The organism is Streptomyces tardus (genome assembly GCF_018101125.2).
Lineage (GTDB): Bacteria > Actinomycetota > Actinomycetes > Streptomycetales > Streptomycetaceae > Streptomyces > Streptomyces tardus.
Window position 1 is genome coordinate 4745969 of sequence record NZ_JAELVF020000001.1, and the last position, 15206, is coordinate 4761174.

Annotated in this window: 15 protein-coding genes; 12 read left to right on the forward strand and 3 right to left on the reverse strand. The window is 72.3% G+C overall.

The annotated features are described in order from the left end of the window. The first annotated feature begins 8 nt into the window (after positions 1-8). The 10 genes from argC to JGS22_RS20385 all read left to right on the forward strand — a co-directional run bounded on the left by argC (position 9) and on the right by JGS22_RS20385 (position 10766). Positions 9-1037, forward strand: a complete 1029-nt coding sequence (gene argC / locus JGS22_RS20340) for an N-acetyl-gamma-glutamyl-phosphate reductase (RefSeq protein ID WP_211039958.1) — start codon at positions 9-11, stop codon at positions 1035-1037. Then, positions 1034-2185 (forward strand): bifunctional glutamate N-acetyltransferase/amino-acid acetyltransferase ArgJ, encoded by a 1152-nt coding sequence (gene argJ / locus JGS22_RS20345; RefSeq protein ID WP_211039957.1) that lies wholly within the window; start codon positions 1034-1036, stop codon positions 2183-2185. Before argC ends, argJ begins: the two co-directional genes overlap by 4 nt. Next, positions 2182-3171 (forward strand): acetylglutamate kinase, encoded by a 990-nt coding sequence (gene argB, locus JGS22_RS20350; protein ID WP_211039956.1) that lies wholly within the window; start codon positions 2182-2184, stop codon positions 3169-3171. Before argJ ends, argB begins: the two co-directional genes overlap by 4 nt. Next, positions 3168-4454 carry an acetylornithine transaminase gene (locus tag JGS22_RS20355; protein ID WP_211039955.1) on the forward strand — a complete coding sequence of 429 codons (1287 nt, stop codon included), beginning with the start codon at positions 3168-3170 and terminating at the stop codon, positions 4452-4454. Before argB ends, JGS22_RS20355 begins: the two co-directional genes overlap by 4 nt. Before the next feature lie 2 nt (positions 4455-4456). Further along, entirely contained in the window at positions 4457-4984 is a 528-nt protein-coding gene (locus JGS22_RS20360; protein ID WP_211039954.1) for an arginine repressor, read from the forward strand. Positions 4985-5134: 150 nt separating this feature from the next. Continuing rightward, positions 5135-6010, forward strand: coding sequence for a M23 family metallopeptidase (locus JGS22_RS20365; RefSeq protein ID WP_211039953.1), 876 nt, complete (start codon positions 5135-5137; stop codon positions 6008-6010). Between the two features lie 283 nt (positions 6011-6293). Then, positions 6294-6671 carry a DUF488 domain-containing protein gene (locus tag JGS22_RS20370; RefSeq protein ID WP_211039952.1) on the forward strand — a complete coding sequence of 126 codons (378 nt, stop codon included), beginning with the start codon at positions 6294-6296 and terminating at the stop codon, positions 6669-6671. Between the two features lie 237 nt (positions 6672-6908). Continuing rightward, positions 6909-8105: an argininosuccinate synthase gene (locus JGS22_RS20375; RefSeq protein ID WP_211039951.1), complete on the forward strand. Its 1197-nt coding sequence runs from the start codon at positions 6909-6911 to the stop codon at positions 8103-8105. Between the two features lie 117 nt (positions 8106-8222). Next, positions 8223-9665 carry an argininosuccinate lyase gene (gene argH, locus JGS22_RS20380; protein WP_211039950.1) on the forward strand — a complete coding sequence of 481 codons (1443 nt, stop codon included), beginning with the start codon at positions 8223-8225 and terminating at the stop codon, positions 9663-9665. Between the two features lie 129 nt (positions 9666-9794). Then, the gene (locus tag JGS22_RS20385) at positions 9795-10766 is read left to right on the forward strand and encodes an aldo/keto reductase (protein ID WP_211039949.1); all 972 of its coding nucleotides are present in this window, start codon (positions 9795-9797) and stop codon (positions 10764-10766) included. 147 nt (positions 10767-10913) lie between these two features. Here the strand turns inward: JGS22_RS20385 and JGS22_RS20390 are convergent, their stop codons facing one another. After that, positions 10914-11648 (reverse strand): lysophospholipid acyltransferase family protein, encoded by a 735-nt coding sequence (locus JGS22_RS20390; RefSeq protein WP_211039948.1) that lies wholly within the window; start codon positions 11646-11648, stop codon positions 10914-10916. A 424-nt stretch (positions 11649-12072) separates the two neighbouring features. Here JGS22_RS20390 and JGS22_RS20395 point away from each other — a divergent pair, with 424 nt between their 5' ends. Both JGS22_RS20395 and JGS22_RS20400 read left to right on the forward strand, forming a co-directional pair. Continuing rightward, positions 12073-13236 (forward strand): glycerophosphodiester phosphodiesterase, encoded by a 1164-nt coding sequence (locus JGS22_RS20395; protein WP_211039947.1) that lies wholly within the window; start codon positions 12073-12075, stop codon positions 13234-13236. Between the two features lie 317 nt (positions 13237-13553). Then, positions 13554-14090 (forward strand): GNAT family N-acetyltransferase, encoded by a 537-nt coding sequence (locus JGS22_RS20400; RefSeq protein ID WP_268980977.1) that lies wholly within the window; start codon positions 13554-13556, stop codon positions 14088-14090. Between the two features lie 192 nt (positions 14091-14282). Here JGS22_RS20400 and JGS22_RS20405 read toward each other — a convergent pair whose 3' ends face one another. Then, positions 14283-14663: a hypothetical protein gene (locus tag JGS22_RS20405; RefSeq protein WP_211039973.1), complete on the reverse strand. Its 381-nt coding sequence runs from the start codon at positions 14661-14663 to the stop codon at positions 14283-14285. A 157-nt stretch (positions 14664-14820) separates the two neighbouring features. Next, positions 14821-15189, reverse strand: a complete 369-nt coding sequence (locus JGS22_RS20410) for a hypothetical protein (protein ID WP_211039972.1) — start codon at positions 15187-15189, stop codon at positions 14821-14823. Between the last annotated feature and the right edge of the window lie 17 nt (positions 15190-15206).

Consider the following 15206-nt stretch of genomic DNA (forward strand, 5'->3'; position numbering starts at 1 on the left):
GAGGAACGATGACGGTACGTGTAGCGGTGGCGGGGGCGAGCGGGTACGCGGGCGGTGAGCTGCTGCGTCTGCTCGTCCAGCATCCACGGGTGGAGATCGGGGCGCTGACCGCCGGATCCAACGCGGGGCAGCGACTGGGCGCGTTGCAGCCGGCGCTGCGACCTCTCGCCGACCGAGTGCTGGAGCCCACCACCGCGGAAGTGCTGGCGGGGCACGACGCTGTCTTTCTCGCCCTGCCGCACGGCCGGTCCGCCGAGCTCGCCGGCCTGCTCGACGACCGGACGGTAATCGTCGACTGCGGCGCCGACTTCCGGTTGGTCGACGCAGCCGCCTGGCAGCGCTGGTACGACACCCCGCACGCCGGCACCTGGCCGTACGGACTGCCCGAACTGCCCGGCGCGCGCGAGCGGTTGCGCGGCGCCAGGCGCATCGCCGTGCCGGGTTGCTACCCGACCGCCGTGACGCTCGCACTGGCCCCCGCGTACGCGGCCGGGCTGGTCGAACCGGAGGCCGTGGTCGTTGCGGCGACCGGCACCTCGGGAGCGGGCAAAGCGCTCAAACCGCATCTGCTGGGCAGCGAGGTGATGGGCTCGATGAGCCCCTACGGCGTCGGCGGTGTGCACCGGCACACCCCGGAGATGGCGCAGAACCTCTCCGCGGCGGCCGGCCGGCCGGTGAGCGTCTCCTTCACCCCCACCCTCGCGCCGATGTCCCGCGGCATCCTCGCCACCAGCAGTGCGAAGGCGCTGCCCGGGCTCACCCCCGACCGGTTGCGCGAGACGTACGAGAAGGCCTACGCCGACGAGCCGTTCGTCGACCTGCTGCCGCCGGGCCAGTGGCCCTCCACCGCGGCGGTCCACGGCTCCAACTCGGTGCTGCTCCAGGTCGCCCACGATCCGGACGCGGGTCGGGCCGTCGTCGTCAGCGCCGTGGACAACCTCACCAAGGGCACCGCCGGCGGCGCGGTGCAGAGCATGAACCTCGCCCTCGGGCTCCCCGAGGAGCTCGGACTTCCCACGATCGGAGTGGCACCGTGAGCGTGACCGCCGCGAAGGGATTCACGGCAGCGGGTATCGCTGCCGGGATCAAGGAGAACGGCAACCCGGACCTGGCTCTGGTGGTCAACGGGGGGCCGCGCCTGGACGCCGCCGGGGTCTTCACCAGCAACCGCGTCAAGGCGGCACCGGTCCTCTGGTCCGAGCAGGTGCTGCGCGGCGGGCAGGTCTCCGCGGTCGTCCTCAACTCCGGGGGCGCCAACGCCTGTACGGGTGCGCCCGGCTTCCAGGACACCCACGCGACCGCCGAGCGGGTCGCCGGGGCGCTGGGACAGAGCGCGGCCGAGGTCGCCGTCGCCTCCACCGGGCTGATCGGCCTGCGGCTGCCGATGGACAGCCTGCTGGCCGGTGTCGACACCGCCGCCGAGTCGCTCTCCCCGCACGGCGGCGAGAAGGCCGCCATCGCCATCAAGACCACCGACAGCGTGCACAAGACCGCGGTCGTCGAAGCGGCCGGCTACACGGTGGGCGGGATGGCCAAGGGCGCCGGCATGCTGGCGCCCGGCCTCGCCACCATGCTCGTCGTGCTCACCACCGACGCCGAGGTACCGGCGGCCGAGCTGGACTCCGCGCTGCGCGCCGCCACCCGCACCACCTTCGACCGGGTCGACTCCGACGGCTGCATGTCCACCAACGACACGGTGCTGCTCCTGGCCTCCGGCGCCTCCGAAGTGCGCCCGGAGCAGGCCGAGTTCGCCGAGGCGGTACGCGCCCTCTGCGCGGATCTGGCGCTCCAGCTCGTAAGGGACGCCGAGGGCGCGTCCAAGGACATCCGGATCGAGGTGGTCGGCGCCGCGAGCGAGGACGAGGCCGTCGAAGTCGGCCGCTCGATCGCCCGCAACAACCTGCTCAAATGCGCGCTGCACGGCGAGGACCCCAACTGGGGCCGCGTGCTTTCCGCGATCGGCACCACCTCGGCGACCTTCGACCCGGACGAGCTGAACGTGGCCATCAACGACGTCTGGGTCTGCCGCAAGGGCCAGGTGGGTGAGGACCGTTCGCTGGTGGACATGCGCTACCGCGAGGTGCGCATCACCGCCGACCTGGCCGCCGGCCAGGAGACCGCGGTGATCTGGACCAACGATCTGACCGCCGACTACGTCCACGAGAACAGCGCGTACTCCTCATGAGCACCCGAGCCCACACCGCTCTGCCCAAGGCCCGCACGCTCATCGAGGCGCTGCCCTGGCTGACGCGCCATCACGGCCGCACCGTCGTCGTCAAGTTCGGCGGCAACGCCATGGTCGACGAGGAGCTGAAGGCCGCCTTCGCCCAGGACGTCGTCTTCCTGCGCCACGCGGGCCTGCGCCCGGTCGTCGTGCACGGCGGCGGACCCCAGATCAGCGCCCAGCTCGACCGGCTCGGGATGCAGTCGGAGTTCAAGGCCGGGCTGCGGGTCACCACGCCGGAGATGATGGACGTCGTACGGATGGTGCTGGCCGGCCAGGTGCAGCGCGAGCTGGTCGGCCTCCTCAACCAGCACGGCCCGTTCGCGGTCGGGATGACCGGTGAGGACGCCCATCTCTTCGCGGCGACACGGAGGTTCGCCGACATCGACGGCGAGCGCGTGGACATCGGCCGGGTCGGCGACATCACCGAGATCGACACCGGTGCGATCGAGGCGCTGCTGGACGACGGGCGCATCCCGGTCATCTCCTCCATCGCCCGCAGCGCCGACGAGCCCGCGGGCGCCGCCGGCCCCGGCGTCTACAACGTCAACGCCGACACCGCCGCCGCCGCGCTCGCCGCGGCGCTGGGCGCCGAGACGCTGATGGTCCTCACGGACGTCGAGGGGCTGTACGCGGACTGGCCGCGCAGCGACGACGTCATCAGCAGGCTGACCGTGAGCGAACTGGACCGCCTGCTCCCGGAGTTGGCCAGCGGGATGGTGCCGAAGATGGAGGGCTGCCGGTACGCGGTGCGGCACGGCGTGCGCACCGCCCGCGTGATCGACGGGCGGGTGCCGCACAGCATCCTGCTGGAGATCTTCACCGACGAGGGCATCGGCACGATGGTGGTGCCGGACGACCCCGGCGGCCCCGACGACGCCCCCGAGCCGGGCGGCGTGCCCCGGCACCGTACGAAGACCGAAGCGACCGAGGGAGACCGGGCATGACGTCCGCACACGGGGCGACCGACGCACGCGCCGCGTCCGGCCGGGGCGAGGGGCTCACCGGCGCCGACGGTACGCCGCCCGCCGACGCCGGCGGCAACCGGGCGCTCACCGCCCGCTGGCAGGGCGCGTTGATGAACAACTACGGCACCCCGCGGCTGCCGCTCGCCCGGGGCGAGGGCGCGCGGCTGTGGGACGCCGAGGGCCGGGAGTACCTGGACTTCGTCGGCGGCATCGCCGTCAACTCGCTCGGTACCGGGCACCCCGCGGTGGTGCGCGCCGTCACCGAGCAGGTGGCCACCCTCGGCCACGTCTCCAACCTGTTCGTCGCCGAGCCGCCGGTCGCGCTCGCCGAACGGCTGCTGGAGCTCGCCGGCCGCCCGGGCGCCGTCTACTTCGGCAACTCCGGGGCGGAGGCGCTGGAGGCGGCGTTCAAGATCGGCCGCCGCACCGGCCGCACCCACATGGTCGCCACCGAGGGCGGCTTCCACGGCCGCACCATGGGCGCGCTCGCGCTGACCGGTCAACCGGCCAAGCAGCAGCCGTTCCTGCCGCTGCCCGGCGAGGTGACCCATGTGCCCTACGGGGACGTCGAGGCGCTGCGCGCGGCGGTCACCGAGGAGACCGCGATGTTCGTGGTCGAGCCGGTGCAGGGGGAGAACGGCGTGGTCCTCCCGCCGCCGGGCTATCTCGCCGCGGCCCGGGAGATCACCGCCGCCGCCGGGGCGCTGCTGGTGGTCGACGAAGTGCAGACCGGGATCGGCCGCACCGGGCACTGGTTCGCGAGCCTGGCGCAGGGCGTGGAGGCGGACGTCATCACCCTCGCCAAGGGGTTGGGCGGCGGGCTGCCGATCGGCGCCGTACTCGCCTTCGGCCCGGCCGCCGAGCTCTTGGGCCCCGGCGAGCACGGTTCGACCTTCGGCGGAAACCCGGTCTCCTGCGCCGCGGCGCTCGCCGTGCTGGAGACCGTCGAACGCGAAGGGCTGCTGGCGCACGTACAGCGGCTGGGCGCCCGGCTGAAGGAGTCGGTCCCCGCCCTCGGTCACCCGCTGGTCGACCAAGTGCGCGGCGAGGGACTGCTGCTGGGTATCGTGCTCACCGAGCCGGTGGCGCCGCAGGCGCAGCAAGCGGCTCAGGATTCGGGCTTCCTGGTCAACGCCGTCGCACCGCACGTTCTGCGGCTCGCCCCTCCGCTGATCCTCGGCGTGGAGGAGGCGGATGCGCTCGTCCGGGCACTGCCCGCGGTCCTGGACACAGCGCACCGCAGCCAACGAGCCGGAGAGTGACGATGACCGAAGGGCAGACCGTCGGGCCCGCCGTGCCCCAGACGCGTACCGCGCGCCACCGCCGGATCGTGGACATCCTGGCGCGCCAACTGGTGCGTTCCCAGAGTCAGTTGGCAAAGCTGCTGCTGGACGACGGCCTCTCGGTCACCCAGGCGACGCTCTCCCGCGACCTCGACGAGCTGGGGGCGGTCAAGATCCGCAACTCCCAGGGCGAGCTGATCTACGCCGTGCCGAGCGAGGGCGGCTTCCGTACGCCCCGGGCGCCGCTGGGGGAGTCCGCCACCGAGGGCCGGCTGTCCCGCTTGGCGGCCGAACTCCTCATCTCCGCCGAGGCGTCGGCGAATCTTGTGGTGCTCCGTACGCCCCCGGGGGCGGCGCAGTTCCTCGCCTCTGCGGTGGACTCCGCGGAGCTCTTCGAGATCATCGGCACCATCGCGGGGGACGACACCCTGCTGCTGATCAGCCGCGATCCGAGCGGCGGGCAGGAGCTGGCGGACCACATGCTGCGCCTCGCCCAGAAGGAGCGCTGACCGGCGGGGAAGGACCACGGCGCGGAGTGCGCCCGGGGCGGGCTCGCGGAGCCCGGCGCTCCGGTTGGGGCGGTTGTGGCACGGCCTACCGCGGGGAAGCGGTTTCGGCTAGCTTTCACCTTCCGCACGGTCCCCACACCGGAGGTTGTCATGCCCACATCGGAGTCTTCGTCGGGTGAGTTCGTCCTCAGCAGACGAGGCCTGCTGCGCGGATCCGCCGCGGTGACGACCACTGCGGCGCTCGCGGCCGGCGGTGTGTTCATGGCGACGCGTACGGCCGCCGCCGCCGAGACCGCCTCCGACTTCTACCACCCCTTCACCGGCTACCCGGTGACCGGAACCTGGCAGGACCACATCGGCCGCGGATCGCTCGGCGGCATCGACTTCGGCATGGGCGTGGGCACCGGGCTGCCCGCCTGCGGTGGCGGAGTCGTCACCAACATCCCCGAGAACGGGACCGGCGGCCACACCGTGACGATCGCGCACGACAACGGCTACCGCACCCAGTACATGCACCTTTCGCAGTTCGTCCTGGGCAACGGCACAAGGGTGGCCGCCGGCGCGATCGTCGGACGCTCCGGCGGCGAACCGGGCGCCCCGGGCTCGGGCGAATCGACCGGTCCCCACCTGCACTGGCACATGATCAATCCGAACGGCACCCGCATCAACCCGGTCGAGTACGTCGGCGGGGGCGGCGGGAAACTGCCCAAGACCGGCACGGAGCAGGACGGGGTGCCCGGGGTCATTTTCTGGCAGCGCGCCCAGAAGTGGCTGTCCGTCGAAGCCGGCTACACCGGCCCGATCGACGGTGCTCCGGGCAAGGGCACCTACTCCGCGCTCCAGCGCGCACTGCGCGACGGCTGGGGCTACACCGGGCCGATCGACGGAGTGCCCGGTGCGGCCACCTACTCCGCACTCCAGCGGCTCGCCGCCGAGCACGGCTACACCGGGCCGATCGACGGCGTGATGGGGGCCAACTCCTGGCGCGGCGTGGCGCGTTTCCTCAATCAGGACCGCTGGGACTGACCGCGCCGCGAAGCCGGCGCGGCGGCCGTCCACCCCGTCGGGTTCGTCCGGCCGCCGACGGCCGTCCATCCCCTCGCGGTGGGCGGCCGTCGGCGTGCGGGCAGAGGGTCGTGCGGTACGGACACCGCGAGCCGCGCCGGGTGCGCGGGAGCCCGGACCCCCCGTCGTGCGGATCTTCGCCGGGCTCGCGACGTCGGGCTCGCGACGCTGACCCGGCGCGTCGCCGTCGGTCTCCGCCGGTCTGATCCAGCAGGATCCGAACGACGGGCCCTAGCCTCGTGGCATGAGGAGAGAACCGCGGGTGCGCAGGGTGTACGACCGCCGTGAGGCCGCTGACGGCAAGAGGGTGTTGGTGGACCGCCTCTGGCCGCGGGGCCTGTCCAAGGAGGCCGCCGCGCTGGATGAGTGGGCCAAGGACGTCGCGCCCGGCCCCGAACTGCGCCGCTGGTACGGCCACCGGGTGGACCGCTACCCGGAGTTCGCCCGCAGGTACCGCGCCGAGCTGGACACGGCGCGGGCCCGCGAGGCGCTCGACCGCCTCGCGGGGCTGGTGCAGGAAGGTCCGGTCACCCTGCTCACCGCGACCAAGGACCTGGCGCACGCCCACACCGCCGTACTCGCGGACGTGCTGCTCCACCGCGACGGCGACCTCCCGGGCTGACCCGCCGCCACTCGCACCGCCCACTCGGCACACCCGCGCCGCCCGCGCCGCCCGAGGCGCCCACCCGGTACACCTGCGCCGCCCGGGCGAACCTGCCGCCCGTCGGCACTCCACGTCCGGGCGCCGTGCCCCTCGTCCGCAGGTCGCTGTTCACCCCCTTCACCAGGCGCTTTGACGTTCCATACGAGTCGATGCATACTTATACCTGTCACCGCATGGATCGTAAGGAGCAACACCGTGACCGAGCGCGTCGTACTTGCCTACTCCGGTGGCCTGGACACCTCCGTCTGCATCGGCTGGATCGCCGAGGAGACGGGAGCCGAGGTCATCGCCGTCGCCGTGGATGTCGGCCAGGGCGGCGAGGACCTCGATGTGATCCGCAAGCGTGCGCTCGCCTGCGGTGCGGTGGAGGCCGAGGTCGCCGACGCCAAGGACGAGTTCGCCGAGGAGTACTGCCTCCCCGCGATCAAGGCCAACGCGCTCTACATGGACAAGTACCCGCTGGTCTCCGCGCTCTCGCGGCCGACCATCGTCAAGCACCTGGTCGCCGCCGCCGAGAAGCACGGCGCGAGCACCGTCGCGCACGGCTGCACCGGCAAGGGCAACGACCAGGTCCGCTTCGAGGCCGGCATCCAGTCCCTCGCCCCGCAGCTCAAGTGCATCGCACCGGTCCGTGACTACGCCATGACCCGTGACAAGGCCATCGCGTTCTGCGAGGACAAGGGCCTGCCGATCGCCACCACCAAGAAGTCGCCCTACTCCATCGACCAGAACGTCTTCGGGCGCGCGGTGGAGACCGGCTTCCTGGAGGACATCTGGAACGCCCCGATCGAGGACCTCTACGAGTACACCTCCAACCCGGCCACCGCCCAGGAGTCCGACGAGGTCGTCATCGCCTTCGACAAGGGTGTTCCCGTCGCGATCGACGGCCGTCCGGTCACCGTCCTCCAGGCGATCCAGCAGCTCAACGAGCGCGCCGGCGCCCAGGGCATCGGCCGGATCGACATGGTCGAGGACCGCCTGGTGGGCATCAAGTCCCGCGAGGTGTACGAGGCCCCCGGCGCCATCGCGCTGATCACCGCGCACCAGGAGCTGGAGGCGGTCACCGTCGAGCGCGAGCTGGCCCGCTACAAGCGGCAGGTGGAGCTGCGCTGGACCGAGCTGGTCTACGACGGCCTGTGGTTCTCGCCCCTCAAGCGCGCGCTGGACGGCTTCGTCGCCGAGGCGAACGAGCACGTCACCGGTGAGATCCGGATGACGCTCCAGGGCGGCCGGGCCACCGTCACCGGCCGGCGTTCCGCGCAGTCGCTGTACGACTTCAACCTCGCCACCTACGACACCGGCGACACCTTCGACCAGTCGATGTCCAAGGGCTTCATCGAGATCTTCGGCCTGTCGAGCAAGATCGCCGCCAAGCGGGATCTGGCACAGTAAGTCCCGCGGCCGGCACCGCACTTCGCAACCCACGACAGCAACGCCCGTACAGGGCCTCGGCCGTCTCCCCGCGAGCAGGGGAGGCGGCCGACACTCATCCACGAGGAGCACAGCGAGATGACAGAGGCACCCCGGCCCGGCGGCGAGGGCGACGTACGGCTGTGGGGCGGCCGTTTCGCGGACGGGCCCTCCGAGGCTTTGGAGCGGCTGAGCGCCTCGGTCCACTTCGACTGGCGTCTGGCCCCGTACGACATCGCCGGATCCCGGGCGCACGCCAAGGTCCTGCACAAGGCCGGGCTCCTCACCGAGGACGAGCTGGCCCGTATGCACGAGGGCCTGGACCGGCTCGCCGCGGACGTCGCCGACGGGTCCTTCACCGGCACCGTCGCCGACGAGGACGTCCACACCGCGCTGGAGCGCGGTCTGCTGGAGCGTGTCGGCCCGGACCTCGGCGGCAAGCTGCGCGCCGGGCGCTCGCGCAACGACCAGGTGGCGACCCTCTTCCGGATGTATCTGCGCGACCACGCGCGGATCGTCGGCGGGCTGCTCGCCGACCTCCAGCAGGCCCTGGTCGGCCTCGCCGAGGCGCACCCCGACGTCGCGATGCCCGGCCGCACCCATCTCCAGCACGCACAGCCGGTGCTCTTCGCCCACCATGTCCTCGCCCACGCCCAGGCGTTGGGCCGCAACGGCGAGCGGTTGCGCCAGTGGGACGAGCGCACCGCCGTCTCGCCCTACGGCTCCGGCGCGCTCGCCGGCTCCTCCCTCGGCCTCGACCCGGAGGCGGTCGCCGCCGACCTCGGCTTCGAGCGCGGCTCGGTGGGGAACTCCATCGACGGGACCGCCTCGCGCGACTTCGTCGCCGAGTTCGCGTTCGTCACGGCGATGATCGGGGTCGACCTCTCCAGAATCGCCGAAGAGGTGATCATCTGGAACACCAAGGAGTTCTCCTTCGTCACCCTCCACGACGCGTTCTCCACCGGCTCCTCGATCATGCCGCAGAAGAAGAACCCGGACATCGCCGAGCTGGCGCGAGGCAAGTCCGGCCGGCTGATCGGCAATCTGACCGGACTGCTCGCCACCCTGAAAGCGCTCCCGCTCGCGTACAACCGCGACCTCCAGGAGGACAAGGAACCGGTATTCGACTCCTGCGACCAACTCGAGGTGCTGCTCCCGGCGTTCACCGGGATGATGGCCACCCTCACGGTGAACGCGGAGCGGATGGCGGAGCTGGCGCCGGCCGGTTTCTCGCTGGCGACCGACATCGCCGAGTGGCTGGTGCGGCGGGGCGTGCCCTTCCGCGTCGCGCACGAGGTGGCGGGGGAGTGCGTCAAGGTCTGCGAGGCGGAGGGGATCGAGCTGGACGGGCTGACCGACGAGCAGTTCGCGAAGATCTCGCCGCATCTGACCCCCGAGGTCCGCACGGTGCTGAACGTCCCGGGCGCCCTGGCGTCCCGCAACGGGCGCGGAGGTACGGCCCCGGCAGCAGTCGCCGTGCAGCTGGAGGAGGTCAGGGCGGAGCTCGCCACCCAGCGCCGGTGGGCAGACCAGGTCCGGTAGCAGCGGCCTGCCCCTCGCCGGGCCCGGCGGCTCCCTCCGGCCCGCCGGGCCCGGCGGGCCGGACTCCGGTGTGGGGCGCGGTTACGGTGGAGTGAGTCAGCCGTTCACGCCGTCCCACCGGAGTACGCGATGCCGCTGTCCCGACTCGCCGAAGCCACCACGCCCACCGCACACCTCGGGCTCGGGCTGGCGGCCCTGGGCAGACCCGGCTATCTGAACCTCGGCCGCGACCGCGACCTTCCCGACGACCGCACTCCCGACGCCCTGCGCGCCCGTACCCACGAGCTGCTGGACGCGGCGTACGCGCAGGGCGTCCGCTATGTCGACACCGCACGCAGCTACGGGCGGGCGGAGGAGTTCCTCGGCCAGTGGCTCGCCGGCCGTCCCGAGGCGCACGACGTGGTGGTCGGCAGCAAGTGGGGTTACGCCTACACCGCGAACTGGCGGGTGGCCGCCGATGTGCACGAGGTCAAGGAGCACTCGGCCGCGATGTACGCGACGCAGTACGCCGAGAGCGTCGAACTCCTGGGCGGCCGACCGGACTTGTACCAGGTCCACTCCGTCACCCCGGAGAGCCCGGTGCTCACCGACGCGGCGCTCCAGGAGCGGCTGGCGGAGCAGGCTGCCGAAGGCGTCTCGGTCGGGCTGTCGGTCAGCGGTCCGCGCCAGGCCGAGGCGGTGCGTGCCGCTCTGCGCGTGGCGCCCGGAGGCGAGCGGCTGTTCCGCAGCGTCCAGGCGACCTGCAACCTGCTGGAGCCCTCCGTCGGGGCGGCGCTCGCCGAGGCGCACGAGGCGGGCCTGTACGTCATCGTCAAGGAGGCGATGGCCAACGGCCGGCTCGCCCCCGGGGTCGCCCCCGCAGCGCTGCGCGAGGTGGCCGAGGAGTGCGGCGCCACCACCGACGCGGTGGCGCTGGCGGCGATGCTCCACCGGCCCTGGGCCACGACGGTGCTGTCCGGGGCCGTCACCACCGAGCAGCTGTTCGCCAACCTGCACGCGGTCACGGTCGATCTGGGCAAGGAACAGCTGGCCCGGCTCGCGGAGTTGGCCGAGGAGCCGGAGGCGTACTGGCAGCAGCGCGCGGATCTGTCCTGGCACTGAGCCCGCCCTGCCCCCGGCGCCCTGCCCCGGGCACGGTTTGCCTCGGCACGGTTCGCCCCGGGACGGTCTGCCCCGGGGCGAACCGTGCCGAGCCCGTACGGGCTCGCGCCGTGCGGCCGGAGGAAGGCGTGCGCCCGGTCGAACCGGTCAGGCGGCCTTCGCGTCGCCCCGGCCCTCGGCGCTGCCGCGGCCCGCGACACCCGCGGCCCGGGCCTTGGTGGCGTACATGTCCACGTACTCCTGGCCGGACAGCTCGCGCACCTCGCTCATCACCTCGTCGGTGACGGCGCGCAGCACGTAGCGGTCGCGGTCCATGCCCTCGTAGCGGGAGAAGTCCAGCGGCTCGCCGAAACGTACGGTGATGTGGCGGCCGGGGCCCAGCCGAGGCATTCCCTTGCCCGTCGGCTGCACCCGGTCGGTGCCGATCAGCGCGAACGGGACGACGGGCGCCCCCGTCATCAGCGCCATCCGCGCGATGCCGGTACGGCCCCGGTAGAGGCGGCCGTCGGGGGAGCGGGTGCCCTCCGGGTAGATCGCGAAGACCCGGCCCTCCTCCAGGATGCGCCGCCCGGTCATCAGCGCGGCGACTCCGCCGTGGCTGCCGTCCCGATCGACCGGGACCATGCCGACGCCGGTGAAGAACCAGGCCATCAGCCGGCCCTTGAGCCCGCGGCCGGTGACGTATTCGTCCTTGCCGATGAAGAAGACCTGCCGCCTGCTGACGATGGGCAGAACCACGGAGTCGATGAAGGTGAGGTGGTTGCCGGCGAGGATCACCGGCCCCGAGCCCGGCACATGTTCGATGCCCTCCACGCGGGGCCGGAACAGCACGCGCAGCAGCGGCTTGCACAGCACCTTGATGAGAAGGAATCGGGCCTTCACGGTTCTTTCGCCTCCGGTCGTCGCGCACTCGCGACAGGTCTCGGCCGTCTCGGCCGCTGTGGTCAGGTCGTTGGGCGGTACGTGCCGGTCCTCCGTGGATCCACGTCGGTCCCGCACGGCCTGCCGCGGTCGTCCCGGGGGTCACCCGGGTACGGGACGTCCGGGCAGCGGCTGATGACGCGCGCCGCCCCGGACGATACTCATCGTCCATCTTCCCCCGTGTTGCGGGTGTCCGCCGCACGGATGAGCCCGGAACCCGTGTGACGTGTGTTTCTGTCATGTTCCGACGAATTACTCCCCGGCGTGAGCCGTTCCCCTCTAACCTTCAGCGCGCGGCGCCCGCCACGGCGCGCGGCAGACCCAGAGGCCCAACTCCGCGGTGAGTGCGCACCGTTGGGGTGGACCCCAGCAGTGAGGAGAGCTCATGGACCAGGTGCAGCGACCGGAGATCCGACCGGGCAGACGAGCCCTGCTGGGAGCGGCTGCCGCTCTCGGCGCCGGTGCCACTCTCGCCGCGGCCGGCAGCGCCCACGCCGCCGAGGGCCGCCCCGCGCGGGCCGGACGCCCGCCGAAGCTGCCCGTGCCCACCGTGGTCGCCCACCGGGGTGCGAGCGGCTACCGGCCGGAACACACCCTCGGCTCCTACCAGTTCGCACTGGACATGGGCGCCGACGTGATCGAGCAGGACCTCGTCCCGACCAAGGACGGCCATCTGGTCTGCCGCCACGAGAACGACATCACCGCCACCACCGACGTCGCCGACCACCCGGAGTTCGCCGACCGCAGGACGACCAAGTCGGTCGACGGCGTGGAGTACACCGGTTGGTTCACCGAGGACTTCACGCTCGCCGAGCTCAAGACGCTGCGCGCCACCGAGCGCATCCCGAAGCAGCGCCCGAACAACACCCTCTACAACGGCCGCTGGGACGTTCCCACCTTCGAGGAGGTCCTGCGCTGGGCCCGTACCGAGGGCAGGAAGCGCGGCCGGCCGGTGTGGCTGTACGTGGAGACCAAGCACCCCACGCACTTCCGCAAGCTCGGCCTCGGACTGGAGAAGCCCCTCGTCCGGCTGCTGCGCAAGTACGGGCTGGACGGTCGGCGCGCCCCGCTCTTCCTCCAGTCCTTCGAGCCCAGCAGCATCGAGCGACTCAGGGAGCAGGTCGACACCCCGGGCGTGGTGCTGCTGTCCACCATCGACTCCCGGCCCTGGGACTTCGTCGAATCGGGCGACCCGCGCACGGTCCGCGATCTGATCACGCCCGCCGGACTGCGGGAGATCGCTTCCTACGCCCAGGGCATCGGTCCCGAACTGAGCCTGGTCATCCCGCGCAGGGAGGACGGCACCCTGGGTGAGCCGACGACGCTCGTGCGTGACGCGCACGCCCGGGGACTGGTGCTGCACCCGTACACCCTGCGCAACGAGAACTCCTTCCTGCCCGCCGAGTTCCGTCGCGGCGAGGACCCGAACGCCTTCGGCGACGCCTTCGGGGCGCTCCGTGCGTACTTCGACACCGGCATCGACGGGATCTTCGCCGACCACCCCGACACCGCGCTGTACGCCGCGGCGGACTTCCGCGCCCGCCGCTGACCGCGAAGCCGACGGCCCGGCCCGCGGTCCCGGCCGTGCGTCCGGTGGGACAGCTCGTTCCACCGGGCGCACGGCTGCCGGACCTGCCGTGCGAGCAGCGCTGTGCGAGCGCTCATCACCAGGCAATCGCAGGCGAGTTGGGTATCTCACAGCGAAGATCAGGGCTCTCGCGTTCCCGCCGCCTGTGATGTCTGCGCAGAATGCCGGGGACAACGGTTGGAGAGGCCCGCCCCGGGGAACCCTGGGAACTGGCGCGCGACACAATCCGGCGTCAGCAGGGCAGACAGGCCGGCCGCGCGACCCTCATCCGGTGCGGACTGGCGCGACAACCAAGGGAGAGGCGTGCGCACGTGGGCATGAGCGTGACCATCTCTACAGCGGCAGAGCAGGACGCCGAGCAGATCCTCAAGCTCCAGTACCTCTGCTACCAGAGCGAGGCGCAGCTGTACGGCGACTACGGCATCGAACCTCTCACCCAGTCGCTCCAGGACCTCCGCGTCGAGCTGGGCTCGGGCCGGGTGCTGGTGGCCCGCCTCGGCGAGGAGGTCGTCGGCTCCGTGCGGGCGGTCGTCGACGGCGAGGGCATGGCGCTGATCAACAAGCTGATCGTGCATCCCCGTCTCCAGCGGCACGGGCTGGGCGCACGACTTCTGAACACCCTGGAGGCAGAGCTCGCCGAGCAGCAGGGCGCGCGCCGCTTCCGACTGATCACCGGCCACCGGAGCGACGGGAACATCCGGCTCTACCGCCGCTGCGGCTACGTACCGAGCAACACCGAGCGCGTCTCGCCGCGGCTGAGCCTGATCACCCTGGAGAAGGAAGCGGTGGCGCAGGCGTACGTCGCCAGCGCCTGAGCCCGGCGGGAGGCCGACCGCGACACGGAGCGGCCGGGCGGTGGTTGACGACCGCTCCGGCCGCTTTCCGTCGCGCCCCGCGAGCCCGGGCCGGGGCCCGCTGCACTTTCGCGCTTGCCCGGGCCCGGTGCGTCCGGTGCGTCCGGTGGACGCGGAACCCGGGCGGCGGCCCCGTGCGGGTTCGAACGCGGTTCAGTCGCGGCGGTGGCGGCGCAGCCAGTAGAGCCCGACGACCGGCAGCACCAGCGGGATGAAGAGATAGCCCTGCCCGTACGTCGACCACACCGTGGAGTCCGGGAAGGCGCCGGAGTCCACCACCGTCCAGGTGCCGACGACCAGTACGCCGACGAGCTCGGCCGCGCAGCAGCCGACCGCGATCCGGCGGGCGCGCTCACCGCCGCGCACCAGCGCGACCGTGATGAAGCCGTAGACGACAGCGGCGAGGGCGGAGAGCGTGTACGCCAGCGGAGCCTCGTCGAACCGGGTGGTCAGCTGGTAGAGCGCGCGGGAGGTCGCCCCGACGGTGAAGATGCCGTAGAGCGTCATCAGCAGCATCCCGGGACCCTTGCCCAGGCCGCCTTCGGCGCGGGATGCCCGGGCCCCGTCGGAATCCCGGCCGGTGGGCGCCCGCGTCCCGGCTGCCCGGCTGCCGCTCGGGTCCCCGGACCCGGCGATCGGCTCTGCCCGGTCGGTCTCTTCGGCCCGGCCGGCGCTGCTCGTGCGTTCGTTCTCAGACACCGCTGCCCACCCAGATGTCGTGCAGCCGCACCTGGAGGACGGCCAGGACCACGGCGCCCGCGACCACCGTCGCCGACCCCCAGCGGGTCCGCTCCGAGAGCGAGAGCATCGCCACCGCCGGGATCGACGCGGCGGCACCGAGCAGGTACGAGACGAAGACGACCGCGCCCTCGTCCGCCTCCTGCCCCCGGGCGAGTTGGACGATGCCGACGACCAGCTGCACCAGGGCGAGCACGGTGACGACGGCCATGCCGATGAAGTGCCAGTCCTTGGTCGGCTGGTCCCGGTAGGCCGCAAAGCCGCACCAGGCGGCCAGCGCGAGCGCGGTCACGGCGACCGCGACCGTCAGCGGGGTGAGCATGGCGCCGACTCTAGTAC

Coding starts and splice junctions, on each gene's coding strand:
- JGS22_RS20365 (WP_211039953.1), top strand. CDS start 5,135: ATGCCCACATCGGAGTCTTCGTCGGGTGAGTTCGTCCTCAGCAGACGA.
- JGS22_RS20360 (WP_211039954.1), top strand. CDS start 4,457: ATGACCGAAGGGCAGACCGTCGGGCCCGCCGTGCCCCAGACGCGTACC.
- JGS22_RS20395 (WP_211039947.1), top strand. CDS start 12,073: ATGGACCAGGTGCAGCGACCGGAGATCCGACCGGGCAGACGAGCCCTG.
- JGS22_RS20385 (WP_211039949.1), top strand. CDS start 9,795: ATGCCGCTGTCCCGACTCGCCGAAGCCACCACGCCCACCGCACACCTC.
- argB (WP_211039956.1), top strand. CDS start 2,182: ATGAGCACCCGAGCCCACACCGCTCTGCCCAAGGCCCGCACGCTCATC.
- argH (WP_211039950.1), top strand. CDS start 8,223: ATGACAGAGGCACCCCGGCCCGGCGGCGAGGGCGACGTACGGCTGTGG.
- JGS22_RS20370 (WP_211039952.1), top strand. CDS start 6,294: ATGAGGAGAGAACCGCGGGTGCGCAGGGTGTACGACCGCCGTGAGGCC.
- JGS22_RS20410 (WP_211039972.1), bottom strand. CDS start 15,189: ATGCTCACCCCGCTGACGGTCGCGGTCGCCGTGACCGCGCTCGCGCTG.
- argC (WP_211039958.1), top strand. CDS start 9: ATGACGGTACGTGTAGCGGTGGCGGGGGCGAGCGGGTACGCGGGCGGT.
- JGS22_RS20355 (WP_211039955.1), top strand. CDS start 3,168: ATGACGTCCGCACACGGGGCGACCGACGCACGCGCCGCGTCCGGCCGG.